Below are 25894 nucleotides of genomic sequence, written 5' to 3'. Positions count from 1 at the left end.
TGCAAATCCCTTCTTGCACAAAGAAGGGTTTTTTACATAATAAACAGAAGCAAGTTGAAAGGATGAAAGTATATGCCGAAACCAGTAATAGCAATAGTAGGCCGCCCGAACGTAGGAAAATCTACTATTTTCAATAGAATTGTTGGAGAAAGAGTTTCAATCGTAGAAGATATACCAGGTATAACACGAGACCGTATTTATAGTGCGGGAGAATGGTTAAATCATGAGTTTAACATTATTGATACAGGTGGAATTGATATTGGAGACGAGCCGTTCTTGACACAAATTCGTCAACAAGCGGAAGTAGCAATTGATGAAGCAGATGTTATCATTTTTATGACGAATGGTCGCGATGGTGTAACTGCAGCAGATGAAGAGGTTGCTAAAATTTTATATCGTTCTAAAAAACCAATTGTACTTGCGGTAAATAAGGTTGATAATCCAGAAATGCGTAGTGATATTTATGATTTTTATGCATTAGGATTTGGCGAGCCATTCCCGATTTCAGGTACACACGGTTTAGGACTTGGTGATTTGTTAGATGAAGCTGCAAATCATTTTCCAAAGATTGAAGAAGAAGCGTATGACGATGAAACAATCCGTTTCTCTTTAATTGGACGTCCAAATGTAGGGAAATCATCACTTGTAAATGCACTTCTTGGTCAAGAACGTGTAATTGTAAGTAATATAGCGGGAACAACACGTGATGCTGTTGATACGCCATATAGTAAAGATGGCCAAGATTATGTAATCATTGATACAGCTGGTATGCGTAAAAAAGGGAAAGTATACGAAAGCACAGAAAAGTATAGTGTACTTCGTGCACTTAGAGCGATTGAACGTTCTGACGTTGTTTTAGTCGTTTTAGACGGAGAAGAAGGAATTATTGAACAGGATAAAAAAATTGCTGGATATGCTCATGATTCAGGACGTGCTGTTATTATCGTTGTAAACAAATGGGATGCAGTGAAAAAAGATGAAAAAACAATGAAAGCATTTGAAGAAAACATCCGTGCTCATTTCCAATTTTTAGAGTACGCACCGATTGTATTCTTATCTGCGAAAACGAAAAAACGTACACAAACATTATTACCAGTTATTAATGAAGTAAATGAAAGCCATAGTATTCGTATTCAAACGAACGTATTAAATGATGTAATTATGGATGCGGTAGCGATGAATCCAACGCCAACTCATAATGGTAGCCGTCTGAAAATCTTCTATGCGACACAGGTTGCGGTAAAACCCCCAACATTTGTTATATTTGTAAACGATACAGAGTTAATGCACTTCTCATATGAGCGCTTCTTAAAGAATCGTTTACGTGAAGCGTTCGGTTTCGTAGGAACGCCAATTCACATTATCGCTAGAGCAAGAGACTAATGGAGAGGATGTGATTTTATGACAAAAATCACAGTAGTAGGAGCAGGTAGCTGGGGAACAGCGTTAGCGATGGTATTAGCTGACAATGGACATGATGTACGAATTTGGGGAAATCGCTCTGAACTTATGGATGAGATTAATACGAAACATGAGAATAGTCGATACCTTCCAGGAATTACATTGCCAAGCACAATCGTAGCCTACTCTTCTTTAGAAGAAGCATTAGTAGATGTAAATGTAGTACTTCTTGTAGTACCAACGAAAGCGTATAGAGAAGTATTGCAAGATATGAAGAAATATGTAGCGGGTCCGATCACTTGGGTTCATGCAAGTAAAGGAATTGAACCTGGTACGTCAAAACGTATTTCGGAAGTAATTGAGGAAGAAATTCCAGAGAACTTGATTAAAGACGTTGTTGTACTGTCTGGACCGAGTCATGCTGAAGAAGTCGGTTTACGTCAAGAGACTACGGTTACGTCTGCAGCAAAGCGTATGGAAGCGGCTGAGGAAGTACAAGACTTGTTTATGAATAGTTACTTCCGTGTATACACAAATCCAGATATCGTTGGAGTTGAACTTGGTGGTGCGTTAAAAAATATTATCGCATTAGCTGCTGGGATAACTGATGGACTTGGATTAGGTGATAATGCGAAAGCGGCATTAATGACACGTGGTTTAACGGAGATTGCTCGTTTAGGAAGAAAAATGGGTGGAAATCCGTTAACGTTTGCTGGTCTAACTGGTATGGGAGACTTAATCGTAACTTGTACAAGTGTTCATAGCCGAAATTGGCGTGCTGGAAATATGCTTGGAAAAGGACACTCTTTAGAAGAAGTGTTAGAAAGCATGGGTATGGTTGTGGAAGGTGTAAGAACAACGAAGGCTGCTCATGAATTAGCGGAGAAAATGGAAGTTGAAATGCCGATTACAGCTGCTTTATATGACGTGCTATTCAATGGGAATAATGTGAAAGATGCAGTAGGCTCATTGATGGGACGTGTTCGAAAACATGAAGTAGAAGCTATACCAGACTTACTTTAAAGAAAAGCGACAGAAGTACATTTGTACTTCTGTCGCTTTTTATTTTTTGGGTATTTTCACCATTTTTTTATTTTTGCATAGGATGAAGAGTAACTTGAGGAGAGGGTGAAAAGAATGGATAATAACATTTTTAATAACATTGAAAAAGAAGCGAAAGTGAATAAAGAAGATATTTTTAAATTAGCATCATCTGTACAAAATGCGAATTTACGTGATGAGACTGTGCTTCGTCAATTGATTCATCAAGTGGCTCTTATGGCAGGACGTGAAGTGCCGAAAGAACAAGAGGATCAAATTGTAAAAGCGATTATTAACAATAATATGCCCGCTGATTTTGGTTCGTTAAGTAAAATGTTTAAAAAATAAAATATATGAGAAACAAAGAGTTTGTAGATTGCATATGATAGCCATGAAAGTATGGGAATAGAGCTGTTTTGGGCATATTTGGTCAACCGAAGCGAGAGATACACTCGCTTCGGTTTTATTTTTATCTAGATTAGTGGAAGGTGCGAAAAAACCTGTTGATTAAAGTTATATATTCGTAATTTGTAGTAAAATATTCTTTTTGTATTTGTTTAAAGATTTTAATTTGTTAAAATAGTATAAAAATAGATTAATAAAAAGGGGTGTGTATATGTCAGAAGGGCTTTTAAAAATGTGGTTTGCTTTAGGGGCAATTGGATTTATGTTTTTTGCAGTAAGCTTTATTTTACTAAGTAGATACAAAATAAAGAATAAATTTTTGAAAGGGATTACAGCATTAGTAGCGTACACCCTTATGATTGTGTCAGGAATTGTTATTTTTCTTGTTGTATTTAGTGGACCTGTACAGCAGTAAAGGGGATGGTCCGAAAATGTTACATACGGAGCAAGTCATATTAGTATGAAAAGGTGATCGCTAGTGAAAAAAGTCCATATTATTTTAATATTTTGTTGTATGAGCCTTTTAACGGGGTGTTTGTATCCGAAAGAAAATATGAGACAAAATGCTGTTCCTTATGAAGATCAGCTACAGGTTGTTCAAAAGGCTGTAGCGACATTTAAGGAGCAAAATGATGGGATATTGCCAATTAAGACGCGGGATATGAATACGCCTATTTATCAAAAGTATCCAATCGATTTTCAAAAGATTGCTCCGCGTTACATACAAGAAGCGCCAGGAAATGCGTATGAAAGCGGAGGGGTGTACCAATACGTATTAATAGACGTTGAAACAAACCCGACAGTAAAGTTAATTGATGTTAGGATGGCTGAACAAATCCAGGAATTATCATTAAAGCTTAGGATGTATCGGGATGAACATCAATACCCACCTTTTAAAAAGGTAATTTCAGATGGTGTGTATGAATTAGATTTCAAAAAACTAGGATATAAAGATGTACCACAAGTGACAAGTCCGTATTCTGGTAAAGGGCTTCCTTTTGTAATCAATGAAAAGGGAGAAATCTATGTTGATTATCGAATCGACTTATATGAAGCGTTGAAAAAAAATGAAGGTCAATTTAAGGAGGGGGAAGATATTCGGAATATACTTTCGAACGATTCTCCATTTGTACCTGCGTATTCTTTACCGTATACGGTAAAGAATGGAGAACCAATTTTTTTAAAATCATAAGTCATGAACCTTTCTTTTAGTGAATAAGTTCTAGAAGAAAGGTTTTTTATGTTACACAACTTGCGATGCAAACAAAAGGTATTTTTTAATAGTCATATGAAATTGGACAAAATTATATGATATATTGTCCGAACTTCTAGAATACCATTATATTATATCAGATATTATAGGCAACGTTAGAGAAGGTATTAGTTGACTATAAACGTGGAATTATTCCCAAAAATATTGAGGGAGGGAATCACTTGGAAAAGGTAGATATTTTTAAAGATATTGCGGAACGCACAGGCGGTGATATTTATTTTGGAGTTGTAGGAGCTGTTCGAACAGGGAAATCAACATTCATTAAAAAATTTATGGAACTTGTAGTTATTCCTAATATTGAGAATGAGTCTGACCGTCAAAGGGCGCAAGATGAACTGCCTCAAAGTGCTGCTGGTCGTACAATCATGACGACGGAACCGAAGTTTGTTCCAAACCAAGCGGTTTCTATCGAAGTAGATGAAGGTCTTGAAGTGAATATTCGATTGGTAGATTGCGTTGGATATACGGTTCCAGGAGCAAAAGGCTATGAAGATGAGAATGGCCCACGCATGATTAATACTCCTTGGTATGAAGAACCTATTCCATTCCATGAAGCTGCAGAAATCGGAACACGTAAAGTAATTCAAGAACATTCCACAATTGGTGTTGTAATTACAACAGATGGAACGATTGGTGAAATTCCAAGAAGAGATTATATAGAGGCAGAAGAACGCGTAGTAAATGAGTTAAAAGAAGTAGGAAAACCTTTCATTATGATCATCAACACTGTACAGCCGTATCATCCAGATACAGAGCAATTGCGCCAAAGTTTATCTGAAGAATATGATATCCCAGTTATTGCAATGAGTGTAGAGAGTTTAAGGGAAACAGATGTGTACAATGTGCTTCGAGAAGCGTTATTTGAGTTCCCGGTTTTAGAAGTGAATGTTAACCTTCCGAGCTGGGTGATGGTGTTAAATGAAGGGCATTGGTTACGCCAAAGCTATCAAGAAGCTGTTCAAGAGACTGTAAAGGATATAAAACGTCTACGTGATGTGGACCGTGTCGTCTGGCAGTTTAGTCAGTATGAATTTATTGATCGAGCGAGCCTAGCTGGCATTGATATGGGGCAAGGTGTAGCAGAGATTGATTTATATGCGCCAGATGAATTATATGATCAAATTTTAAAAGAAGTAGTAGGAGTGGAAATTAGAGGGAAAGACCATTTATTGAAGCTTATGCTCGATTTATCTCATGCAAAAACAGAATACGATCAAGTGGCGGATGCCCTGCGTATGGTAAAGCAAACAGGATATGGTGTAGCGGCGCCTGCGCTAGCTGACATGAGCTTAGATGAGCCAGAAATTATTCGTCACGGTTCAAGGTTTGGTGTGAAATTAAAAGCTGTAGCGCCATCTATTCATATGATTAAAGTCGATGTGGAGTCAACGTTTGAGCCAATCATTGGTACTGAAAAGCAAAGTGAAGAATTAGTCCGTTACTTAATGCAGGATTTTGAAGATGACCCATTATCAATTTGGAATTCTGATATATTCGGACGTTCGCTTAGCTCTATTGTTCGAGAAGGCATACAAGCGAAACTATCTTTAATGCCAGAAAATGCGAGATATAAATTAAAAGAAACGCTAGAAAGAATTATTAACGAAGGATCTGGCGGATTAATTGCGATTATATTATAAGAAAAAATCCCTCTCATTGTAGAGGGATTTTTTTTGATTTTCGTGTATAGGATAGAAAAATAAACAGTCATTATCTAATATATTGTTGTAAATTGTCAAGTTTCATCAGATTTTCACATTTTAAGAGTAACAATTTCCTTAAAAATATTGAATTATAAAGGAGAATCGTATAATATAGGCGTTGATAATGATTTATCTACATCTTTGTAGTATAGAATTTGCAAAAATTGCCTACAAATGAAAGTAAGACTCATTTTATGATCATTATACAGTCTTATCTTTGGGAGGAGGTGAATGGCATGAACAAGACAGATTTAATCAATGCTGTTGCAGAAGCAAGTTCCCTTTCTAAAAAGGACGCAACAAAAGCAGTAGACGCTGTTTTTGATTCTATCTTAGAAGCTTTAAAACAAGGTGATAAAGTACAACTGATCGGATTCGGTAACTTCGAAGTTCGTGAGCGTGCGGCTCGTAAAGGTCGTAACCCACAAACAGGTGAGGAGATTGAAATCGCTGCAAGTAAAGTACCTGCATTCAAACCTGGTAAAGCGTTAAAAGATGCGGTTAAATAATCCTTACATATTAACAGGGAAGAAGAGTTTCCTTTTTGGAAACTCTTCTTTTTGCTTTTAAAAACATAAATATGCTAGAATGTGTTCGTATCACTTTTAGGTTTTCGGGAGGGCTAGCGGATGGCAAAAGTTAATTTAGAACAAATTGAACATGCAGTACGCCTTATTTTAGAGGCAATCGGAGATGACCCAAATCGTGAGGGAGTACTTGATACACCAAAGCGTGTTGCAAAAATGTACGCAGAAGTGTTCGCGGGTATGCATGAAGATCCGAAAGAACATTTGCATAAAGTGTTCGGAGAAGATCACGAGGAGCTTGTACTAGTAAAAGATATACCGTTTTATTCGATGTGTGAGCATCATTTAGTTCCATTCTATGGAGTTGCTCACGTTGCATATATTCCGCAAGGCGGAAAAGTGACAGGGTTAAGTAAATTAGCTCGAACTGTAGATACAATTGCACGTCGTCCACAACTGCAAGAACGTATTACATCAACAGTAGCGAACTCTATTATGGAAGTACTAGAGCCGCATGGTGTAATGGTAGTAGTAGAAGCGGAACATATGTGCATGACGATGCGCGGTGTGAAGAAGCCAGGCGCGAAAACAGTAACAACAGCAGTGCGTGGTGTGCTAGAAAATGATGCTGCAGCGCGTAGTGAAATTTTATCTTTTATTAAATCGAAGTAAAGAAAAGTAGGAAACTGCTTTTCTTTTTTTTTTATGTAAATAAATGATATAGTTTTAGGAAGGAAGAGTGAGAATAGAAAGACTACTAAAAAGAATGGAAGATGTTATTTCGTTCGGTGGAAGTTTGGAAAGAGTAGCCAAGTTTTGGTTATAGAAAATAGTATGTATGTGTTATAATAAGTTTTATGAATTAGAAAACAAGGGTGATTTTTGTGTGTGACATCTACGGAGGGTATGCGGGTATAAGAGAGAAATTGATGGAGAAATTACGCCATCCTTATTTTATAAACTATATTGAAGAACCATTTATTGATGAAGAGAAAATAGCATTGTTATATGGTGCTTTAAAAAGTGCAAATTTACATATAGAACAAATTGAGCATTATGTAGTAACGATTATGCTTGTGCAAATTGCGCTTGATACACATGAAAGAGTATCAAATAAAGCAGGGGAAGAAGCAAATGAATCGCATAAACGTCGTCAGCTAACAGTACTTGCTGGTGATTACTATAGCGGGTTATATTATTACTTATTGTCTATGAATCGTGATATTGTTTTAATTCGTGCGCTTGCTGAAGGAATTAAAGAAATTAATGAACACAAAATAATGTTATATCAAAAAGCGCATGAAACGATGGATGACATAATGGAAAGTGTAGTTGCGATTGAGTCTGCACTTTTGCAAAAAACATGTGATCATTTTCATTTATCTCATTGGAAGCCATTTATAACGTATGTACTAGGAAAAAACCGTCTTCAAAAAGAATGTGAACTGCATGCTGAAAAACAACATTCACCTGTTTTTCAAGCTGTTCAAGGGATTATGAAGGATCAAGCGGAGGTAGAAACAGTTATTAATGGATGGATGATGGAACTCAGAAAGAAAGAAAATCAATTTTTGGAAAACCACACAGATATAAGCGAAATAAACTCTGTGTTAAGAGATAAATCGAAGACATAAGCAATTTTACATTGGAAGAAGGTACGAGCATGCAACAATCAAAAGAAGAAAGAGTACATGATGTATTTGAGAAAATCTCTGATAAATACGATGTGATGAATTCTGTAATTAGTTTTCAAAGACATAAAGCGTGGCGTAAAGAGACGATGCGCATTATGGATGTAAAACCAGGTAACAAGGCACTTGATGTTTGCTGCGGGACAGCGGACTGGACAATTGCGCTAGCTGGAGCAGTAGGTGAACAGGGCAAGGTTGTTGGTTTAGACTTCAGTGAAAATATGTTATCTGTCGGTAAACAAAAGGTCGAGGCGTTACAATTAAAACAAGTAGAACTACTTCACGGGAATGCAATGGAACTTCCATTTGAAGATAACACATTTGATTATGTAACGATTGGATTTGGTTTGCGTAACGTACCGGATTATATGCACGTATTAAAAGAAATGACGCGTGTAGTAAAACCAGGTGGAAAAGTAATTTGTTTAGAAACATCTCAACCAACAATGATTGGTTTTCGACAAGGATATATTTTATACTTTAAATATATCATGCCGTTATTTGGAAAGTTATTTGCGAAAAGTTATAAAGAATATTCATGGCTGCAAGAATCTGCTAGTACATTCCCAGGTATGAAAGAATTGGCTAATATGTTTGAAAAAGCTGGACTTGAACGTGTACAAGTGAAGCCGTTTACTTTTGGGGTAGCAGCGATGCATTTAGGTATGAAACCAGAATCAAAATAGAAAAAAGAAGTTTTAGGTTAAGGTGAACAATATGAAGTTACAACTTATGTACTCTTTTTTACGATCGGATATTAATGTAATAGAAAAAGAATTAAAAAAGACAGTTGCTTCTGAACAGCCATTAGTAGAAGAGGCGGCATTACAACTTATTGAAGCTGGTGGGAAGCGAATTCGTCCTGTATTTGTGTTGCTTGCGGGAAAGTTTGGAGACTATAAGTTAGATGCAATTAAGCATGTAGCTGTTGCATTAGAACTTATTCATATGGCTTCTCTTGTTCATGATGATGTTATTGATGCTGCTTTTTTACGACGTGGTAGTGCGACTGTGAATGCGAAATGGGGAGATCGTATTGCAATGTATACAGGGGACTATTTATTTGCTAAGTCTCTTGAATGTATAACAAATATCGAAATTCCAGAGGCGCATCAGGCGCTATCGCATACCATTTTAGAAGTATGTAAAGGTGAAATAGAACAAATTAAAGATAAATATAACTATGATCAAAATTTAAGAACGTATTTAAGAAGAATAAAGCGAAAAACAGCGTTATTAATTGCTGCGAGTTGCCAACTAGGAGCAATTGCTGCTGGCGCTAATCGTGATACGGTAAGTCGTCTGTTTTGGTACGGATATTTCGTAGGGATGTCGTATCAAATTATTGATGACATTTTAGATTTCGTTTCCACAGAAGAGAAACTGGGCAAACCTGCTGGTGGTGATTTGTTACAAGGAAATATTACGCTTCCTGCTCTATACGCTATGGAAGATCCGATACTTCGCAAAAAAATCACATCTGTACATGAAAATACAACAGCGGATGAAATGAAAGAAATTATTGAGGCTGTAAAGAATAGTGCTGCTATTGATAAAGCATTTGCATTTAGTGAACGTTATTTACATAAAGCATTAGAAATTATAAAACCACTCCCACGTGGACAAGCGAAGTATGCATTACAAAATGTAGCAAAGTATATTGGAAAACGAAAATTTTAGTGTTTTTTCTAAAAAATAAAATAATCTCTCTATTTCAAAACTATTGCACAATTGTGATAAGGGTGTTAATATGTGTGTGGGGATATACAATTACATACATAATTCAGAAGTGGAGAGATTTTTTATGGAAAAAACATTTCTAATGGTAAAACCAGACGGTGTACAACGTGCCTTCATTGGGGAAATCGTAGCTCGTTTTGAGAAGAAGGGCTTTCAATTAGTTGGTGCAAAATTAATGCAAGTAACTCCGGAAATTGCTGGACAACACTATGCTGAGCACACAGAAAAACCTTTCTTTGGTGAATTAGTAGACTTTATTACATCTGGCCCTGTATTCGCAATGGTATGGCAAGGTGAAGGTGTAGTAGATACAGCTCGTAACATGATGGGTAAAACAAGACCACATGAAGCAGCTCCTGGAACAATTCGTGGAGATTTCGGTGTAACTGTTGCGAAAAACATTATCCATGGTTCTGATTCGTTAGAAAGTGCAGAGCGCGAGATTGCTATTTTCTTTAAAGAAGAAGAATTAGTTGACTACTCAAAATTAATGAATGAATGGATTTACTAATTATTTTGAAATAATTTGTAAACGCTTTAATCACTGTGATAATAGTAGAAAGTGCAAGGAGAATAGGGGTATTCTTCTTGCACTTTTTTTATTTCATTTAGTTACGAATTTAGAGCGGTTATGATATATTGATATGTAAAGTAAAAGGCCTATCGGAGAATAAACGAATGGCTGATGTATTATATAATTTCTTTTATATTTTTAGAGTAATGAAGGATAATATCATTGCTTAATATAGCGGGATAAATACATATACGAAAAGAGGAATAACGTATGCGATATATTACAGCTGGTGAATCTCATGGTCCACAACTTACAACGATTATAGAAGGTGTACCAGCAGGTCTACCTTTAGTAGCGGCTGATATAAATGAAGAGTTAGCTAGAAGGCAAAAGGGATATGGGCGTGGTAGACGCATGCAAATTGAAACAGATCAAGTGCAAATTGTAAGTGGTGTTAGACATGGAGAGACATTAGGTTCTCCAATTGCACTTGTTGTTGAAAATCGTGATTTTGCACATTGGACAAAAATTATGGGCGCAGAGCCTTTAACGGAACAAGAAGAAAAAGAAATGAAAAGAAAAGTAACAAAGCCAAGACCTGGACATGCTGATTTAAATGGTGCGATTAAATATGGACATAGAGACATGAGAAATGTACTGGAACGTTCTTCAGCGCGCGAAACGACAGTGCGTGTTGCTGCTGGTGCGGTTGCTAAAAAAGTGTTAGCAGAACTTGGTATTACAGTGGCGGGCCATGTAATTGAAATTGGCGGTGTACAGGCTAAGGAAATGACGTATCGTTCAATTGAAGAATTAAAAAGTATTACAGAAGCATCACCTGTACGTTGCTTAGATGAAGAAGCTGGTAACCAAATGATGAAAGCAATTGATGATGCGAAAGCAAATGGTGATTCAATCGGTGGAACGGTTGAAGTGATTGTAGAAGGAATGCCAATTGGGGTTGGTAGCTATGTGCATTATGACCGAAAACTGGATGCAAAATTAGCAGCCGCAATTATGAGCATTAATGCGTTTAAAGGTGTCGAGATTGGAATTGGTTTTGAAGCAGCGCATAGACCGGGAAGTGAAGTTCATGATGAAATTCTGTGGGATGAAGAGCATGGATATACACGAAGAACAAATAATGCAGGTGGATTAGAAGGCGGTATGACAACTGGAATGCCAATTGTTGTGCGCGGTGTGATGAAACCGATACCTACACTATATAAACCCCTTCAAAGTGTAGATATTGATACGAAAGAGCCTTTTACAGCGAGTATTGAACGTTCTGACAGTTGCGCTGTTCCAGCAGCTAGTGTCGTTGCGGAAGCGGTTGTGGCTTGGGAGTTAGCGACAGCTTTAATAGAACAATTCGGATTAGATCGTATGGACCTTATTCGTGAAAATATTGAGAAACATAATGAATATGCGAGGGGATTTTAATGGGAAACATACATATTCAAACGAAATCAAAAGAATATGATGTACACGTAGGAAAAGAATCATTGTCACATTTGAAAACAATCGTTCAAAATATGCAGCCATCTGTATCAAACGTTATGATCATTTCAGATGAAGCTGTTGCATCTTTCCATTTACAGACAGTTGTAGATGCATTGAAAATAGAGCAAAACGTATTTTCATTCGTTGTACCGAGTGGCGAGAAAGAGAAGTCATTTGAAAACTTCTATGCGGCTCATACGTCAGCTCTTGAAAATAAATTAGATAGAAATTCTTTAATTATTGCACTTGGAGGCGGGATGATTGGAGATTTAGCTGGTTTTGTTGCCGCGTCGTTTATGCGTGGAATTCGCTTTATTCAAGTTCCAACAACTTTATTAGCTCACGATAGTGCAGTAGGTGGGAAAGTAGCGATCAATCATCCGTTAGGTAAAAATATGATCGGTGCATTCCATCAACCAGAAGCAGTTGTATATCATACGCCGTTTTTACAGTCTCTTCCTGAAAAAGAGTGGCGTTCAGGTTATGCAGAAGTGATAAAACATGCTCTTATTGGTGATGTAAAGCTGTATCATTGGTTAAAAGAAGAAGTGCAAACATTAGCGGATCTTCGTGATGAGAAGTTAATTCATATATTAACGAAGGCAATTCCTGTAAAGGCAAATATTGTATCACAAGATGAAACAGAAAAAGGTGTACGCGCTCATTTGAACTTTGGACATACGTTAGGCCATGCTCTTGAAAAAGAACTAGGATATGGAAATATTACTCACGGTGACGGAGTAGCGGTTGGTATGTTATTTGCCTTGTTTTTAAGTGAACAAGTGTACAAGGTTGATCTTTCCTATGAAGAGATGAAGCAGTGGTTCTTAAAGTACGGCTATCCAAAAATACCAAGTGATTTGAATGTAGAGCGCCTCGTCCAGCTGATGAAACAAGATAAGAAAGCGAATGCTGGAGCAATTCATATGGTGCTAATGCAGGAATATGGGGTAGTGAATGTCGTATCTATTCCAGATGAGACTGTTCATATTGCGTTAGAGGCATTTCAAAAGGATATGGCTTAAGAAGTGTGAAGTGCTTGTTTTGAGGTATTCTCGTAATAGTGACGGTTAAGATAAACGATTACAGTGCGGGATTACCACCGTATTGTAATCGAATTGAATAAAATGACTGGGGGAAGAAAAATGAGAGTGAAAGAGCAATTGTTAACTTTGAGAGCATATGTACCTGGGAAAAACATTGAAGAAGTAAAAAGGGAATATGGATTATCAAAAATTGTGAAATTAGCATCGAACGAAAATCCATTCGGTTGCTCAGCACGTGTAACAGAAGCATTAACTTCTTTAGTGAGTCAATACGCTCTTTATCCAGATGGATATGCCTTTGAACTTCGGACAAAAGTAGCAGAGCAGTTAGGTGTTAAAGCAGAACAACTGTTATTTGGTAGTGGATTAGATGAAGTCATTCAAATGATTAGCCGTGCATTACTACAAGAAGGAACAAATGTTGTAATGGCGAATCCAACATTCTCGCAATACCATCACCATGCTGTAATTGAAGGAGCAGAAGTTCGTGAAGTACCACTTAAAGATGGCATTCACGATTTAGATGCGATGTTACAGCAAGTAGATGATAAAACGAAGATTGTATGGATTTGTAACCCGAATAATCCGACAGGTACATATGTAGAGAAACAAAATTTACTTTCATTTTTAGAATCAGTTCCTAAGTCAGCGCTCGTTATTATGGACGAAGCATACTATGAATATGCGGGAGCAGAAGACTATCCACAAACATTACCACTTCTTAAAAAATATGAAAATCTTATGGTTTTACGTACGTTTTCGAAAGCATATGGTTTAGCTGCTTTCCGTATCGGGTATGTGGTTGGTAATGCGAAGTTAATCGGGCAGCTAGAAGTAGCGAGGTTACCATTTAATACATCGACTGTAGCCCAATCTGTAGCCCTTGCTGCATTAGAAGATCAAGCGTTTTTACAAGAATGTGTGAAAAAGAATGAAGAAGGATTAAATCAATATTACGCATTTTGTAAGGAATATAATGTATTCTATTATCCATCTCAAACAAATTTCATTTTCTTAAAGCTCGGTATTCCTGGTAATGAGGCTTTCGAACGATTAATGAAGAAAGGCTACATTGTTCGTTCTGGTGCTGCATTTGGTATACATGATGGTATTCGTATTACTGTCGGTTTGAAAGAAGAAAATGATGAAATTATAGAATTATTGACAGAGCTTGTAAAAGAGCAAGTAAAGAAAGAAGAAACATACTCTTAAGAGTGTGTGAAGGCTCCTATTATAGGAGTCTTTTTTATTTAAATGAAGGCCTGTAAAGCTCGATCCGTGCGTGTTAATAATTAATAAGGGAAGTTATTTGCACGGTAATGAAAGAAAACGGTACAATAGAAAGTAGTAATGCGGTATCGGTGTCATATTCGAATCGTTATTAGTGAAAGTACAAGAAGAAGTATGCTCATTCTAAAGGTTGCGTTCTTACACCTAGTTGCTTATGATAAATGAACAGAAAATAATATTTGTTAGAATTAAAGGAGACGTTTATGCAAAAGTTTGAACAAGCTGTTTCATATATTGAAAATGGTGAAGCGGAAAAAGGATTACAATTATTAAAAGAACAATTAAAAATTGCGAATGATGAAGAGAAGTATGATATTGCTCGTTACTATCATACACTTGGATTTACGGATGAAGCGTTAGCTATTACAGAAGACTTGCGTTTATTGTACCCGGAAGAAAGTGAATTCACTGTATTTTTAGCAGAATTATATATTGATCTAGACAAAGAAGATGAAGCGATTGAAGTACTTCATGATATTCCAGAAACTGATGAATTGTATGTTCAATCGTTATTACTTGTTGCGGATTTATTCCAAATGCAAGGTTTCGATGATGTAGCAGAACAAAAACTATTAAAGGCAAAAGAAATGATGCCTGACGAACCTGTTATTACGTTTGGATTAGCAGAGTTATATAGTAGTAAAGGGGAAGAACAAAAGGCAATTACTCATTATGAGTCGCTATTAGTGGAACATAAAGTAATGGGTGGTGTTGTCATTGCACTTCGCCTTGCAGAAACGTTAAGTGCGATTGGGAATTGGGAAGAAGCGATCTCTTACTATGAAGCAGGTTTAGAGGAACAAAAAGATATCCACTCATTATTTGGATATGCCTTCACATTATACCAAGGCGAAGAATACCAAAGAGCAATTGGTGCTTGGCAAGAACTAAAAGAATTAGATCCGGAGTATGCATCGCTTTACATGTATTTAGCGAAAAGCTATGAAAAAGAAGGAATGCTTCAAGAAAGCTATGAAACACTTCAAGAAGGAATTAAAGTAGATGAGCTTTCTGTACCATTTTATGTAGAATTAGCGAACATTGCAGCGAAATTAGGAAAAATAGCGGAAGCAGAGGAAGTGCTTCAAAAAGCGCTTGAGTTAGATCCAGGACATTTAGGTGCAATATTAAAATATGCTTATATCTTAAAGGAACAAGAAAAGTATGAAGAGCTAATTGCAGTTGTAGAGCGTGCGATTGATAGCGGAGAACCAGATACACAACTACTTTGGGATCTTGCGTTTGCAAAAAAACAATTAGAAATGTATTCGGATGCATTAAAACACTATGAAAGTGCATATACTTCTTTTAAGAATCATCCAGACTTCTTGGAAGAGTACGGTTATTTCTTATTGGAAGAAGGTATGCGAAAAGAGGCGAAAGAAGTATTTACTCAGTTAATACAACTAGACCCGACACAAATTCATATTGAAGAATTGTTATATAATTTAGAGGATTTTTCATAAGTTGGAAGGAAACTGAATGCCGCTTCTTGAATCTAAAAAGAAAAGAGAAAGACAGAGGAGGGACTTAATTGCTATGAATACCCCTGTTTCTGTAAACGAGAAGAAGGATTTTGTAAAATGGTTTTTGAATAATTACCAACTGAAACAGCGTGAATGTGTATGGATTTTGAATTATTTAATGAGTCACGACCAATTAATGCATAAAGTCCACTTCGTAGAGCATGCAAAATATTGTCCGCGTGGCTTAGTGATGTCCGCGAATTGTGTAAAAGATACACCGTTTCACTTCTTTAAACAAAATGTTATGACAACAGATGCTGAAAAATCGTTTCATGATATTCGTTTAAATCGAGATGAGGATATTTATATTCAACTCAATTTTAAATCATCGTTTCAAAATGCCAATTATGTAGCTGTATTAGAAGAAAACCCGTATTTACCGAAGCATATTGAAGTAAATGAAAAAGATCGTTTACTTGCAGAAAGATTTTTAGAAGAAAGTGTATTTTCTTTTAGAAGAGAACGTCTTTTGAAACAAATTGATGAAGCGCTGGATAAGCAAGATCAGGAAGCGTTTCATAGGTTAACAGCTGAGTTAAAGATGTTATAGAATTCATTTGGATTTATAAAATTTTACAAATTTCAGACTTTTTAAGAAAAACTACCTTAATATAGGTAGTTTTTCTTTTTTTACCTCTTTTAGTATGGTTTAATATATATAAAGTGAAAGTTCTGTCATTTGCAGGTGAGGGGAGGGAAGAAATTTGAAATGGATTGTAAAAGATGTGGAACAGTTTGAGAAAGCAAGAGAGTATGTAGATACAGGTGTTATACCACTTTTATCAATTTCGGCAGCAAAAGAAATGAAAATGGTAGTAGAACAAGGTGAATTTATCGAATTGTTGAGTATGGAGTTGGAAAGAGAATATAAAGGAAGAGTGCTTTTACTACCCGCATTTACGTATTTAGTAGAAAGTCAAAAAAACGAAAAAGTTCGTTTGCAAGAATGGACAAATCATTTACAAGAGCAAGGTTTTAAGCATATTGCTTATGTTACAAGTGATTTTTCATGGAAAGAAGATATGCAAGAATTGCAGGGAGATTTATTTTGGTTTCCTTCATTAGCGTTAGAACAATTTAGTGATCAAGCGAAAAGAGAAGTTATTCATGCGCATATAAAAAATATAATGGTGATGTTAGAAGAAAAATGGGGAAAATAATAATAAACAGAAAGTTCTTATTATTATGAGTAGTATGATATTGACCTGTGCATGACCGTATTATATCATGATAGTGTCCTAGTTTTTATTTTTTATATAATTTATCACGAGGGGACAATTTCTGATAGAGGGGGGAAATTTTCGTGAGCGAGAAAGAACATCGTGTATCAAGAAGACAGTTTTTAAATTACACCCTTACAGGGGTAGGAGGCTTTATGGCAGCGGGTATTTTAATGCCGATGACGCGATTTGCGCTTGATCCGGTGTTAAGAAAAGAAGCGGGAACGGATATGGTTGCTGTTGCACAAGTAAAGGATATTACAACAGAGCCGAAACGTTTCGACTTTAAGGTGAAGCAGGTTGATGGTTGGTACAAGTCCGAAGAGCCAAAATCAGCTTGGGTTCATAAAGATGAAAGCGGAGACATTGTTGCGTTCTCTCCGGTATGTAAACATTTAGGATGTACAGTGAACTGGAATTCGGACAAAGCACATCCGAATCAATTCTTTTGTCCATGCCACGGGGGCCGTTACACAAAAGACGGGATGAACATTAAAGGCACGCCGCCGCTTGCTCCACTTGATGTATACGAGTCTAAAGTGAAAGATGGAACGCTGTATTTAGGAAAAGCGAAGCCAAGAGGGGGTGCAAAGTAGATGCTAAATAAAATTTATGATTGGGTAGATGAAAGGTTAGATATTACACCGATATGGCGTGATATTGCTGATCATGAAGTACCTGAACATGTAAACCCGGCACATCACTTTTCTGCATTCGTTTATTGCTTTGGAGGACTGACCTTTTTCGTTACTGTAATTCAAATTTTATCTGGAATGTTTTTGACGATGTATTATGTGCCTGATATTAAAAATGCTTGGGAATCGGTTTATTATTTACAAAATGAAGTTGCATACGGACAAATTGTTCGTGGTATGCACCACTGGGGTGCTAGTCTCGTCATTGTAATGATGTTTTTACATACACTTAGAGTTTTCTTCCAGGGTGCGTATAAAAAGCCTCGTGAGCTAAACTGGATTGTTGGTGTTCTTATTTTCTTTGTTATGTTAGGTCTTGGATTTACTGGATATTTATTACCGTGGGATATGAAAGCTTTATTTGCTACGAAAGTAGGGATTCAAATTGCAGAGCAAACGCCTCTCATTGGTCCTTATATTAAAACATTACTCGCTGGTCATTCCGAAATTGTTGGCGCTCAAACATTAACTCGCTTCTTTGCTATTCACGTCTTCTTCTTACCAGCAGCACTTCTAGGTTTAATGGCCTTCCACTTCATCATGATTCGCAAACAAGGTATTTCCGGTCCGCTATAAGAGATTGCTAAATAAAAGGGGAAAGAACTAAAGGAGGGAGATTATGCATCGCGGCAAAGGGATGAAGTTTGTAGGAGATTCTCGGGTACCAGTAGCTCGGAAACCAAATATTCCAAAAGACTATTCTGAATACCCAGGGAAAACAGAAGCATTTTGGCCGAACTTCTTGTTAAAAGAATGGATGGTTGGTGCAGTTTTTTTAATCGGTTATTTATGTTTAACAGTGGCGCATCCGTCACCACTTGAGAGAATGGCGGATCCAACTGATGCTGGATATATACCACTTCCAGATTGGTATTTCTTATTCTTGTATCAGTTATTAAAGTATTCTTATGCTTCTGGCTCATTTACTGTAATTGGAGCATTCATTATGCCAGGGATTGCGTTTGGCGCATTACTGTTAGCTCCATTTCTTGATCGAGGTCCAGAAAGACGCCCATTGAAGCGTCCTGTAGCAACGGGATTTATGCTTTTAGCAATTGCATCCATTATCTTTTTAACTTGGGAATCTGTAGCACACCACGACTGGGAAGCTGCAAAAAAACAAGGAGCAATTGTAAAAACAGCACCAGTTGATAAAAATGATGACGGCTATAAATTAATGCAAAAAAATACTTGTTTAACGTGTCACGGTGACAATTTACAGGGCGGGGCAGCAGCGCCTGCACTGCAAAACTTAACTTTAAAGCCAGAAGAAATTGCTAAAATTGCGAAAGACGGAAAAGGTTCAATGCCTAAAGGTGTATTTAAAGGTACAGATGAGGAACTGAAGAAACTTTCGGAATTCGTTGCAAAGTATAATAAAAAATAATAAAAAGCTGACTACAAAAAAATTGTAGTCAGCTTTTTATTTTGATGAAAGAAAGTTTACTATATAATAGAGTAGAGTTTGAGGAAAGAATGACTTTGTTTGAAAGGTGTTGGACATACAGCTTGGTTTACTTGTATGCAATGTTAAGACAACGCTCCGTATTATTATTTTTATTAGTTGTTAACATATTAGGTACAATATACGGATTTATATGGTATGGAAATCAATTAAAAGAAACTTCACCTATTTTTTGGCCGTTTGTACCTGATAGCCCGATGGCGAGTCTCTTTTTTGTCTTTGTTTTAATTGCTTTTTTAATAAAGAGAAATTGGGGATTAATAGAGGCGCTAGCGATTGTTACTTTAATAAAATATGGTATATGGGCTGTTGTTGTAAATGCAATTATGATCTATGTAAAAGGTCCTATTGGTGTTATAGGGTATATGTTAATGCTTTCGCATTTTGCGATGGCAGTACAAGGATTGTTATATGCACCGTTTTACCGTATAAAAAAATGGCATTTTGCGGTAGCAGCTATATGGACATTACATAATGATGCAATTGATTATTTATTTTGGCAAATGCCGAGATATGGAATTATGCATTTGTTTGTAGAAGAAATTGGTTATTTTACGTTCTGGCTAAGCATCGCTACACTATGTATTACATATTATTCTTGCTTGCGTGAGAACCGAAAACAGTTTTCTTTATGATAGTTAAAACATGTAGGGGGAGAAAATGAAGAAAAATAAGAGTGGTACAAAAATATGGGACCGATTGATTACGATAGCTGTTTCATACAGCATAGCATTTTCTATATTTGCACTCGCAACAACGGCGGTTGTATACGGGAAATGGCTGTATTATTTTGAAATTGATTTTTTAAACATTCCAGATTTAGCGGATATGACGAAGGGTGATATTAAAAGAAATTATGATGTGCTTATCACATATTTATCGCCGTTTTATGATGGTGTATTGCAGTTGCCAACATTAGATATGTCTACAAATGGCCGTATTCATTTTGTAGATGTTAAAAATATTTTAGTAAAGATTCAATATGTGATGTATGCGACAATTATGATTGCTATAATAGGCGGGATTTATTTATTAAAAAAGAAAAATGAAAAGTTTTTACTACACGGATCGATTTTAACAATTATTTTCCCGATAGCGCTGATGCTACCAATCGCTATTAATTTTGAAAAGAGTTTTGTATTATTTCATAAACTTTTATTTAGTAATGATTATTGGATGTTTGATATTGAAACGGATCCGATTATATTAATGCTACCAGAAGAATTCTTTATGCATGCAGCGTGTGCTATTTTATTATTTATTTTATGTGGCAGCATACTTTGTTATAGCTTGTATAGATATTTCGTAAAAAAGAAAAGGGTTTCAAAGGGAAAATTCTCTGTTTAAAGAGAATTTTTTTTGTTTGTAAAACGATAATATATTTTTCGGTTCAGTTCTGTTCTATTCTTGTCCAAATTAACATATTTTGTACTAGTAGTTATAGGGGGGACCGTGATGAAGAGAACATTAATTGGATTGATAGCATTTCTAATTATAATGTTTCCGTTACGTATATATGCTGAAGAGTGGAGTGAACTAACAGGGTTGTTAGATGACTCATTACAATTAGTGAAGCGTAATGAAGATGAAAAAGCAGTACAAGTATTACAACATTTCTCGGAGCAGTTTGTAATAAAGGGGAATGAAAAGAAGCAAGAAGTAACGCCAGATCAAGTTAGAGTTATTTCTTTAGCTTACGACAAGGCCAAACAATCTCTCGTGGAAACAGATTTAAGTAAACAAGTTAAAATCGATAATGTGTTAGCCCTGCAGCTCGCTGTTGATGCACAAGTGTCGAAATATCAACCACTTTGGATGGAAAGAGAAACAAAAATAATGGGTGCCTTTTCTCAAATGGAAAAAGCGATGAAAAAAGAAGATACGGGACAGTTTCAACAAACGTTAAACACATTTTTACATGAATTTAATATTATTTATCCAAGCTTAATGATTGCTTTGCCAGAAAACGAAGTGCAGCGTGTAAATGCCCATTTATCTTATTTGGATGAATTTCGTAACGTTATGTTAAAAACGAAAGGTGGGCAAATGCAACTAGGAATCATTAAAGGGGATTTGCAAAAAATATTTCACACAGTAAAAAAAGATGAAATTGCACCCTCGCTCATTTGGTTTATGACAATTACTGGGGGTCTTATTTTATTCACATTAACTTATGTTGGGTGGAGAAAGTATAAAGGAGAGAGAGAAAAAAGAAAGGGTAATGTACACTCTAAGAATAGATAATGCAATAAATAAAGATACGGATTGTAAGGTTTATTCATTGACAATGATGGCAGAAGAAAATAGAATGAGAAGTACTATAATTAAAACTTCAATGGAGGTTCATGATGTTTTATTTAATTTACTTCGCGATCATAATGATCATACCGTTGTATGCACAGTCAAGAGTACGTAGTGCTTATAGCAAGTATTCACAAGTTTATTCAACATCAGGTATGACAGGAGCGGAAGTGGCTCGAAAAATTTTAGATGAAAATGGATTATACAACGTAGCTGTAGAAGAAACACCAGGTCATTTATCAGACCATTATGATCCAACTGCAAAAACAGTTCGATTATCAACAGATAACTATTATGGTCATTCAGTTGCTGGTACAGCAGTTGCAGCACACGAAGTAGGACACGCAATTCAAGATGCAAAAGATTATAACTTTATGCGTATTCGTCATTCGTTAGTGCCTGTGGCGAATTTTGGATCGAATATATCATGGGTATTTATTATGATTGGTATATTTGCGACAATGTCAAAACTATTGTTATTAGGAATTATTTTAATGGCAGCAGGTGTTGTGTTCCAACTCGTTACATTACCAGTTGAGTTTGATGCATCAAAGCGTGCAATGCAACAAATTGAAGCGTTAGGTATCGTATCAACAGATGAATATGGCCAAGCTCGTAAAGTATTAAATGCGGCAGCATTAACATATGTAGCAGCTGCAGCTGTAGCGGTATTTGAATTATTACGTCTCGTATTAATGTATACTGGTATGCAGCGTAGCGACGACTAAAGACTATCAATTTTGATAGTCTTTTTTGTTTTGTGGATTGAATTATATAATGTATTGTAAATAGAAATAATAGAAGTAATGTGGAAAGGTGGTGAGGGAAATGAAATATCCAAGCCATTTAGTAAAACAAGTGAGAGAACAAAGTGCTTCTTATCAGCTAGAAGGATTTTTAAGTGGACAAGGTCCTGAAAATCCAAAATTTATGTTGCTAGGAGAAGCGCCTGGTGAAACAGAAATTCATAATGGGATTCCATTTAGCGGGAGAGCGGGAAAACAATTAATGGAGTTTTTAGAACGGATTCACGTTACAAGGGAAGAAGTATATATTACGAGCACTGTTCGGAGTAGACCTTATAAGTGGCGAGAGAAAAAAGAACGAAATGGTGAAATCATACAGAAAAAGTATAATAGAACGCCAAATCAAGGGGAAATACTTGCCCATGCCCCTTTGTTAGATTATGAATTAGAGAAAATAAACCCGAAGCTTATCGTCACGCTTGGAAATATCGGCCTTCAACGTTTAATAGGAAAAAATACAAAAATCACAGATGTGCACGGACAATTATTAAAAAAGCCTATTCAAAAATTAAAGGATATGCAAAGTGTAGAGTTTACATGGTCAGAGAAAGAATATCATATTTTCCCGACTTTTCATCCTGCTTCCATTTTTTATAATCGGAGTTTATTGGAGCTTATTTATGAGGATTTAGAGAAACTTGAAAAATATGTAAGAAAAAACTAGAAAAGCTAAAGAGCTTTTCTAGTTCGGTTTATGTATGTAACGGATTTTTATTTTCATCTAATGTAAAACCTTCACCAACTACATCATGTACGTCACTTACAGCAACAAAGGCGTGAGGATCTACAGAAGTAATTATATTTTTTAATTTCACGATTTCATTTTTAGCGACAACGCAATACAATACATTCCGTTCCACTTTCGTATACGATCCAACAGCTTTTAAAAAGGTTGCGCCGCGCTCCATATCAGATAAAATTTTGGCAGCAATTTCATCGTTTTTATCTGAGATAATAGTGGCTCCTTTCGCCGCATAGGCTCCTTCCTGCATAAAATCAATGACTTTCGCACCGATAAAAACAGCAACTAACGTATACATGCCCTCGCGGTATGATAAATAGGTAAGAATCGAGACGATAATGACGATAGCATCAAACATAAACATCGTTTTCCCCATACTCCAGCCAACATATTTATGAGCGAGTCTCGCGATAATATCTACACCGCCAGTAGTCCCGCCGTATTTAAATATGATTCCAAGACCTATACCAATGAATGCCCCGGCGAATAAAGCTGCGAGTGTCATATCATTTTGTAAATTTAAATGTAAGTTGAGAACTTCGTAACGCTGAAAAATCCATAGAAATAAAGATACGCTAAAGGTGCCGATTAGTGTATAGATAAATGTTGTTCTTCCAAGTAACTTCCAACCAATGAAAAATATAGGGATATTTAAAATTAAGTTTGAGTAAGAAGGATCAAACTTAAATAGAAAATACAATAATAGTGTAATACCGGTAAATCCACCTTCTGCAAGGTGATTTTCAATATTGATATTCACAATACCGAAAGAAAAAATAGCGGAACCGATTAAAATGAAAATGATATTTCGAATCTTCAAATTTGATGTCATATAGAAATCCCCCTAATTATGTAGATTGCATTGCTCCGCTGATATGGTAAAACATAATGATAAGTAATTTCTAGTTGTTAGTAAAAATAAAGAAGGCTATAAAAATAATGGATCTGGGCTAATCTTTTGCAAAAATCACAAAAGAAAGTTTCACTTTACCCCGTTCCAACGGCTGGTAGGAGATAAAGCTCTGAAGCAGGACAAACCAGCCGTAAGAACCCGATTGGTTTAGGCTGATCTTTTGCAAAAATCACAAAAGAAAGTTTCACTTTACCCCGTTCCAACGGCTGGTAGGGGATAAAGCTCTGAAGCAGGACAAACCAGCCGTAAGAACCCGATTGGTTCAACTAATCTTTTGCAAAAATCACAAAAGAAAGTTTCACTTTACCCCGTTCCAACGGCTGGTAGGAGATAAAGCTCTGAAGCAGGACAAACCAGCCGTAAGAACCCGATTGGTTCAACTAATCTTTTGCAAAAATCACAAAAGAAAGTTTCACTTTATTATAGTCTATCCCAAAAAGGGTCGCAAATAGGTGTTTGGCAGGGAATAATATTTGTCAAATCGCGATGAATTGGCTAACATGAAAGAGGAAGGATTAGAGGTGAGTTGTATGGAAGCGAAAACGATGAAGGATATGCAGAAAGAAGTAGATGCATATATTGGTCAGTTTAAAGAAGGTTATTTCAGTCCACTTGCAATGATGGCTCGTTTAACGGAAGAAATGGGGGAGCTTGCAAGAGAGGTTAATCATTATTATGGTGAGAAACCGAAGAAAACAACTGAAAAAGAACGTAGTATTGAAGAAGAGCTTGGAGATGTATTATTTGTTATGATTTGTATGGCAAATAGTTTAAATATTGATTTAGAAACAGCGCATAACATTGTAATGAATAAATTTAATACACGTGATAAAGATCGCTGGACACGTATTGATGAGGGAGAGAAAGAATAATGAAAGAAATTAAAGTAATTATCGCTGGACCAAGAGGACGTATGGGACATGAGGCAGTCCTTCTTATGGAAAGAACGGAGCATTTTAATTTAGTAGCAGCAGTGGATTATAAGCATGGCGGAGAGAAAATCTCTGATTTACCGGGCATGCCAGCGCTAAATGCACCTATTTACGCAGATTTACATACTTGTTTAGAGGAAGTAGAAGCAGATGTGTTGTTAGATTTAACAACGCCAGAAGTTGGAAAACAACACGTTACACTTGCAGTTGAGCGTGGACTTCGTTCTGTTATTGGTACAACTGGATTTACAGAAGAAGAACTAAAGCAATTAACAGAGAAGGCGAAAGAAAAAGCAGTAGGAACTATTATCGCTCCAAACTTTGCAATTGGTGCAGTTCTTATGATGAAATTCTCACAAATGGCAGCGAAGTACTTCCAAGATGTTGAAGTAATTGAATTGCATCATGATCAAAAATTAGATGCGCCATCTGGTACAGCTGTAAAAACAGTAGAATTAATTCGTCAAAACCGTGAATCAAAGCAGCAAGGTCATCCGAATGAAGTAGAGCAACTAGAAGGTGCTCGTGGTGCAAATGTAGACGGCATTCACATTCATAGTGTACGTTTACCAGGACTTATTGCACACCAAGAAGTAATGTTTGGTGGAGATGGACAAATGTTAACGGTTCGCCATGATTCATTCAATCGTGCATCATTTATGTCGGGTGTAAAACTATCAATTGATACAGTAATGAATCTAGATCATCTTGTGTACGGTTTAGAAAATATTATCGACTAAAGGGGAGACAACGGATGAAAATTGCCTTAATCGCACATGACAAAAAGAAAAATGACATGGTTTCGTTTGCATACGCATATAAACCAATTTTTGAACAACATGAATTATTTGCAACGGGAACGACAGGACTTCGTATTATGGAAGCGACTGGTTTAGTTGTAACAAGATTTCAATCGGGTCCTCTTGGTGGCGATCAAGAAATTGGTGCAATGATTGCAAAAAATGATATGGATATGGTGATTTTTTTCCGGGATCCACTAACTGCTCAGCCGCATGAACCAGATGTAAATGCATTGCTCCGTCTATGTGATGTATATGCGATTCCACTTGCAACGAATATGGCAAGTGCTGAAATGTTAATGCACGCATTAGAGCGAGGAGATTTAGATTACCGCAAGTTAAGAAAATGAGGGGAACAAT

General features: G+C 36.3%; 30 protein-coding genes. 29 read left to right on the top strand and 1 reads right to left on the bottom strand.

The window, feature by feature from the left end; all coding sequences use genetic code 11:
- The first annotated feature begins 72 nt into the window (after window positions 1-72).
- The 26 genes from der to K5S59_RS26400 all read left to right on the top strand — a co-directional run bounded on the left by der (window position 73) and on the right by K5S59_RS26400 (window position 22811).
- The gene (gene der / locus K5S59_RS26525) at window positions 73-1383 is read left to right on the top strand and encodes a ribosome biogenesis GTPase Der (RefSeq protein ID WP_001125888.1); all 1311 of its coding nucleotides are present in this window, start codon (window positions 73-75) and stop codon (window positions 1381-1383) included.
- Between the two features lie 18 nt (window positions 1384-1401).
- Complete coding sequence (locus tag K5S59_RS26520) at window positions 1402-2424, top strand: NAD(P)H-dependent glycerol-3-phosphate dehydrogenase (RefSeq protein WP_000161774.1); 1023 nt, start codon at window positions 1402-1404, stop codon at window positions 2422-2424.
- A gap of 114 nt (window positions 2425-2538) precedes the next feature.
- The gene (locus K5S59_RS26515; RefSeq protein WP_000369753.1) at window positions 2539-2790 is read left to right on the top strand and encodes a stage VI sporulation protein F; all 252 of its coding nucleotides are present in this window, start codon (window positions 2539-2541) and stop codon (window positions 2788-2790) included.
- A gap of 268 nt (window positions 2791-3058) precedes the next feature.
- A complete protein-coding gene (locus tag K5S59_RS26510) occupies window positions 3059-3262 on the top strand; it encodes a DUF2768 domain-containing protein (RefSeq protein ID WP_001289002.1) in 204 nt (67 codons plus the stop codon).
- A gap of 63 nt (window positions 3263-3325) precedes the next feature.
- Window positions 3326-4039 carry a hypothetical protein gene (locus tag K5S59_RS26505; protein ID WP_000755484.1) on the top strand — a complete coding sequence of 238 codons (714 nt, stop codon included), beginning with the start codon at window positions 3326-3328 and terminating at the stop codon, window positions 4037-4039.
- Between the two features lie 242 nt (window positions 4040-4281).
- Window positions 4282-5760, top strand: a complete 1479-nt coding sequence (spoIVA, locus tag K5S59_RS26500) for a stage IV sporulation protein A (RefSeq protein ID WP_000416521.1) — start codon at window positions 4282-4284, stop codon at window positions 5758-5760.
- A gap of 299 nt (window positions 5761-6059) precedes the next feature.
- Complete coding sequence (locus K5S59_RS26495) at window positions 6060-6332, top strand: HU family DNA-binding protein (protein ID WP_001043860.1); 273 nt, start codon at window positions 6060-6062, stop codon at window positions 6330-6332.
- A gap of 120 nt (window positions 6333-6452) precedes the next feature.
- Window positions 6453-7022: a GTP cyclohydrolase I FolE gene (folE, locus tag K5S59_RS26490; RefSeq protein ID WP_001151477.1), complete on the top strand. Its 570-nt coding sequence runs from the start codon at window positions 6453-6455 to the stop codon at window positions 7020-7022.
- Window positions 7023-7234: 212 nt separating this feature from the next.
- Entirely contained in the window at window positions 7235-7984 is a 750-nt protein-coding gene (locus K5S59_RS26485) for a heptaprenyl diphosphate synthase component 1 (RefSeq protein WP_120449751.1), read from the top strand.
- Window positions 7985-8013: 29 nt separating this feature from the next.
- The gene (menG, locus tag K5S59_RS26480; protein ID WP_001187661.1) at window positions 8014-8727 is read left to right on the top strand and encodes a 2-heptaprenyl-1,4-naphthoquinone methyltransferase; all 714 of its coding nucleotides are present in this window, start codon (window positions 8014-8016) and stop codon (window positions 8725-8727) included.
- A 31-nt stretch (window positions 8728-8758) separates the two neighbouring features.
- Entirely contained in the window at window positions 8759-9721 is a 963-nt protein-coding gene (gene hepT / locus K5S59_RS26475) for a heptaprenyl diphosphate synthase component II (protein WP_000776085.1), read from the top strand.
- A 124-nt stretch (window positions 9722-9845) separates the two neighbouring features.
- Complete coding sequence (gene ndk, locus K5S59_RS26470; RefSeq protein ID WP_000415885.1) at window positions 9846-10292, top strand: nucleoside-diphosphate kinase; 447 nt, start codon at window positions 9846-9848, stop codon at window positions 10290-10292.
- A 273-nt stretch (window positions 10293-10565) separates the two neighbouring features.
- A complete protein-coding gene (gene aroC, locus K5S59_RS26465) occupies window positions 10566-11738 on the top strand; it encodes a chorismate synthase (protein ID WP_120449753.1) in 1173 nt (390 codons plus the stop codon).
- Window positions 11738-12823: a 3-dehydroquinate synthase gene (gene aroB / locus K5S59_RS26460; RefSeq protein ID WP_000526815.1), complete on the top strand. Its 1086-nt coding sequence runs from the start codon at window positions 11738-11740 to the stop codon at window positions 12821-12823. Before aroC ends, aroB begins: the two co-directional genes overlap by 1 nt.
- 120 nt (window positions 12824-12943) lie before the next feature.
- Entirely contained in the window at window positions 12944-14056 is a 1113-nt protein-coding gene (gene hisC / locus K5S59_RS26455) for a histidinol-phosphate transaminase (protein WP_220784099.1), read from the top strand.
- 281 nt (window positions 14057-14337) lie between these two features.
- Window positions 14338-15600, top strand: a complete 1263-nt coding sequence (locus tag K5S59_RS26450) for a tetratricopeptide repeat protein (protein WP_001168678.1) — start codon at window positions 14338-14340, stop codon at window positions 15598-15600.
- 73 nt (window positions 15601-15673) lie between these two features.
- Window positions 15674-16210 (top strand): ReoY family proteolytic degradation factor, encoded by a 537-nt coding sequence (locus tag K5S59_RS26445; protein ID WP_001095929.1) that lies wholly within the window; start codon window positions 15674-15676, stop codon window positions 16208-16210.
- Window positions 16211-16364: 154 nt separating this feature from the next.
- Window positions 16365-16820, top strand: coding sequence for a YpiF family protein (locus tag K5S59_RS26440; RefSeq protein ID WP_000871300.1), 456 nt, complete (start codon window positions 16365-16367; stop codon window positions 16818-16820).
- A gap of 143 nt (window positions 16821-16963) precedes the next feature.
- Window positions 16964-17476: a menaquinol-cytochrome c reductase iron-sulfur subunit gene (gene qcrA / locus K5S59_RS26435; RefSeq protein ID WP_001290420.1), complete on the top strand. Its 513-nt coding sequence runs from the start codon at window positions 16964-16966 to the stop codon at window positions 17474-17476.
- The gene (gene qcrB / locus K5S59_RS26430) at window positions 17477-18151 is read left to right on the top strand and encodes a menaquinol-cytochrome c reductase cytochrome b subunit (protein ID WP_000932700.1); all 675 of its coding nucleotides are present in this window, start codon (window positions 17477-17479) and stop codon (window positions 18149-18151) included.
- Between the two features lie 43 nt (window positions 18152-18194).
- Entirely contained in the window at window positions 18195-18962 is a 768-nt protein-coding gene (qcrC, locus tag K5S59_RS26425; protein WP_000554601.1) for a menaquinol-cytochrome c reductase cytochrome b/c subunit, read from the top strand.
- A gap of 122 nt (window positions 18963-19084) precedes the next feature.
- A complete protein-coding gene (gene lhaT, locus K5S59_RS26420) occupies window positions 19085-19675 on the top strand; it encodes a lipoprotein heptaprenylglyceryl N-acetyltransferase LhaT (RefSeq protein ID WP_000262824.1) in 591 nt (196 codons plus the stop codon).
- A gap of 25 nt (window positions 19676-19700) precedes the next feature.
- The gene (gene lit, locus K5S59_RS26415) at window positions 19701-20387 is read left to right on the top strand and encodes a lipoprotein intramolecular transacylase Lit (protein ID WP_098259351.1); all 687 of its coding nucleotides are present in this window, start codon (window positions 19701-19703) and stop codon (window positions 20385-20387) included.
- Window positions 20388-20495: 108 nt separating this feature from the next.
- Window positions 20496-21284: a sporulation protein YpjB gene (gene ypjB, locus K5S59_RS26410; RefSeq protein ID WP_000831599.1), complete on the top strand. Its 789-nt coding sequence runs from the start codon at window positions 20496-20498 to the stop codon at window positions 21282-21284.
- A gap of 101 nt (window positions 21285-21385) precedes the next feature.
- Entirely contained in the window at window positions 21386-22069 is a 684-nt protein-coding gene (locus K5S59_RS26405; RefSeq protein ID WP_073517780.1) for a zinc metallopeptidase, read from the top strand.
- Between the two features lie 100 nt (window positions 22070-22169).
- Entirely contained in the window at window positions 22170-22811 is a 642-nt protein-coding gene (locus tag K5S59_RS26400) for a uracil-DNA glycosylase (protein WP_000876954.1), read from the top strand.
- Window positions 22812-22839: 28 nt separating this feature from the next.
- Here the strand turns inward: K5S59_RS26400 and K5S59_RS26395 are convergent, their stop codons facing one another.
- The gene (locus K5S59_RS26395; RefSeq protein WP_000203304.1) at window positions 22840-23721 is read right to left on the bottom strand and encodes a YitT family protein; all 882 of its coding nucleotides are present in this window, start codon (window positions 23719-23721) and stop codon (window positions 22840-22842) included.
- Window positions 23722-24332: 611 nt separating this feature from the next.
- Here K5S59_RS26395 and K5S59_RS26390 point away from each other — a divergent pair.
- Genes K5S59_RS26390 through K5S59_RS26380 form a run of 3 tightly spaced genes read left to right on the top strand, consistent with a single transcriptional unit; the run spans window position 24333 to window position 25884 of the window.
- Entirely contained in the window at window positions 24333-24674 is a 342-nt protein-coding gene (locus K5S59_RS26390; protein ID WP_002108639.1) for a nucleotide pyrophosphohydrolase, read from the top strand.
- Window positions 24674-25474 (top strand): dihydrodipicolinate reductase, encoded by an 801-nt coding sequence (gene dapB / locus K5S59_RS26385; RefSeq protein WP_097843360.1) that lies wholly within the window; start codon window positions 24674-24676, stop codon window positions 25472-25474. Before K5S59_RS26390 ends, dapB begins: the two co-directional genes overlap by 1 nt.
- A gap of 14 nt (window positions 25475-25488) precedes the next feature.
- A complete protein-coding gene (locus K5S59_RS26380; protein WP_000684763.1) occupies window positions 25489-25884 on the top strand; it encodes a methylglyoxal synthase in 396 nt (131 codons plus the stop codon).
- Window positions 25885-25894 lie beyond the last annotated feature (10 nt).

The organism is Bacillus sp. BML-BC051 (genome assembly GCF_019656175.1).
Classification (GTDB): domain Bacteria; phylum Bacillota; class Bacilli; order Bacillales; family Bacillaceae_G; genus Bacillus_A; species Bacillus_A mobilis.
The sequence above is the reverse complement of the archived record's forward strand: the minus strand, read 5'-3'. Positions and strand labels throughout refer to the sequence as shown.

What these genes read in the sequence shown, in the direction of transcription:
- qcrC (WP_000554601.1), top strand. Translation starts at nt 18,195, where the DNA reads ATGCATCGCGGCAAAGGGATGAAGTTTGTAGGAGATTCTCGGGTACCA.
- K5S59_RS26515 (WP_000369753.1), top strand. Translation starts at nt 2,539, where the DNA reads ATGGATAATAACATTTTTAATAACATTGAAAAAGAAGCGAAAGTGAAT.
- hepT (WP_000776085.1), top strand. Translation starts at nt 8,759, where the DNA reads ATGAAGTTACAACTTATGTACTCTTTTTTACGATCGGATATTAATGTA.
- K5S59_RS26405 (WP_073517780.1), top strand. Translation starts at nt 21,386, where the DNA reads ATGATGTTTTATTTAATTTACTTCGCGATCATAATGATCATACCGTTG.
- ndk (WP_000415885.1), top strand. Translation starts at nt 9,846, where the DNA reads ATGGAAAAAACATTTCTAATGGTAAAACCAGACGGTGTACAACGTGCC.
- K5S59_RS26390 (WP_002108639.1), top strand. Translation starts at nt 24,333, where the DNA reads ATGGAAGCGAAAACGATGAAGGATATGCAGAAAGAAGTAGATGCATAT.
- K5S59_RS26400 (WP_000876954.1), top strand. Translation starts at nt 22,170, where the DNA reads ATGAAATATCCAAGCCATTTAGTAAAACAAGTGAGAGAACAAAGTGCT.
- folE (WP_001151477.1), top strand. Translation starts at nt 6,453, where the DNA reads ATGGCAAAAGTTAATTTAGAACAAATTGAACATGCAGTACGCCTTATT.
- qcrB (WP_000932700.1), top strand. Translation starts at nt 17,477, where the DNA reads ATGCTAAATAAAATTTATGATTGGGTAGATGAAAGGTTAGATATTACA.
- K5S59_RS26450 (WP_001168678.1), top strand. Translation starts at nt 14,338, where the DNA reads ATGCAAAAGTTTGAACAAGCTGTTTCATATATTGAAAATGGTGAAGCG.
- K5S59_RS26510 (WP_001289002.1), top strand. Translation starts at nt 3,059, where the DNA reads ATGTCAGAAGGGCTTTTAAAAATGTGGTTTGCTTTAGGGGCAATTGGA.
- hisC (WP_220784099.1), top strand. Translation starts at nt 12,944, where the DNA reads ATGAGAGTGAAAGAGCAATTGTTAACTTTGAGAGCATATGTACCTGGG.
- aroC (WP_120449753.1), top strand. Translation starts at nt 10,566, where the DNA reads ATGCGATATATTACAGCTGGTGAATCTCATGGTCCACAACTTACAACG.
- K5S59_RS26520 (WP_000161774.1), top strand. Translation starts at nt 1,402, where the DNA reads ATGACAAAAATCACAGTAGTAGGAGCAGGTAGCTGGGGAACAGCGTTA.
- K5S59_RS26495 (WP_001043860.1), top strand. Translation starts at nt 6,060, where the DNA reads ATGAACAAGACAGATTTAATCAATGCTGTTGCAGAAGCAAGTTCCCTT.
- ypjB (WP_000831599.1), top strand. Translation starts at nt 20,496, where the DNA reads ATGAAGAGAACATTAATTGGATTGATAGCATTTCTAATTATAATGTTT.
- dapB (WP_097843360.1), top strand. Translation starts at nt 24,674, where the DNA reads ATGAAAGAAATTAAAGTAATTATCGCTGGACCAAGAGGACGTATGGGA.
- K5S59_RS26445 (WP_001095929.1), top strand. Translation starts at nt 15,674, where the DNA reads ATGAATACCCCTGTTTCTGTAAACGAGAAGAAGGATTTTGTAAAATGG.
- aroB (WP_000526815.1), top strand. Translation starts at nt 11,738, where the DNA reads ATGGGAAACATACATATTCAAACGAAATCAAAAGAATATGATGTACAC.
- lit (WP_098259351.1), top strand. Translation starts at nt 19,701, where the DNA reads ATGAAGAAAAATAAGAGTGGTACAAAAATATGGGACCGATTGATTACG.
- menG (WP_001187661.1), top strand. Translation starts at nt 8,014, where the DNA reads ATGCAACAATCAAAAGAAGAAAGAGTACATGATGTATTTGAGAAAATC.
- K5S59_RS26395 (WP_000203304.1), bottom strand. Translation starts at nt 23,721, where the DNA reads ATGACATCAAATTTGAAGATTCGAAATATCATTTTCATTTTAATCGGT.
- der (WP_001125888.1), top strand. Translation starts at nt 73, where the DNA reads ATGCCGAAACCAGTAATAGCAATAGTAGGCCGCCCGAACGTAGGAAAA.
- K5S59_RS26380 (WP_000684763.1), top strand. Translation starts at nt 25,489, where the DNA reads ATGAAAATTGCCTTAATCGCACATGACAAAAAGAAAAATGACATGGTT.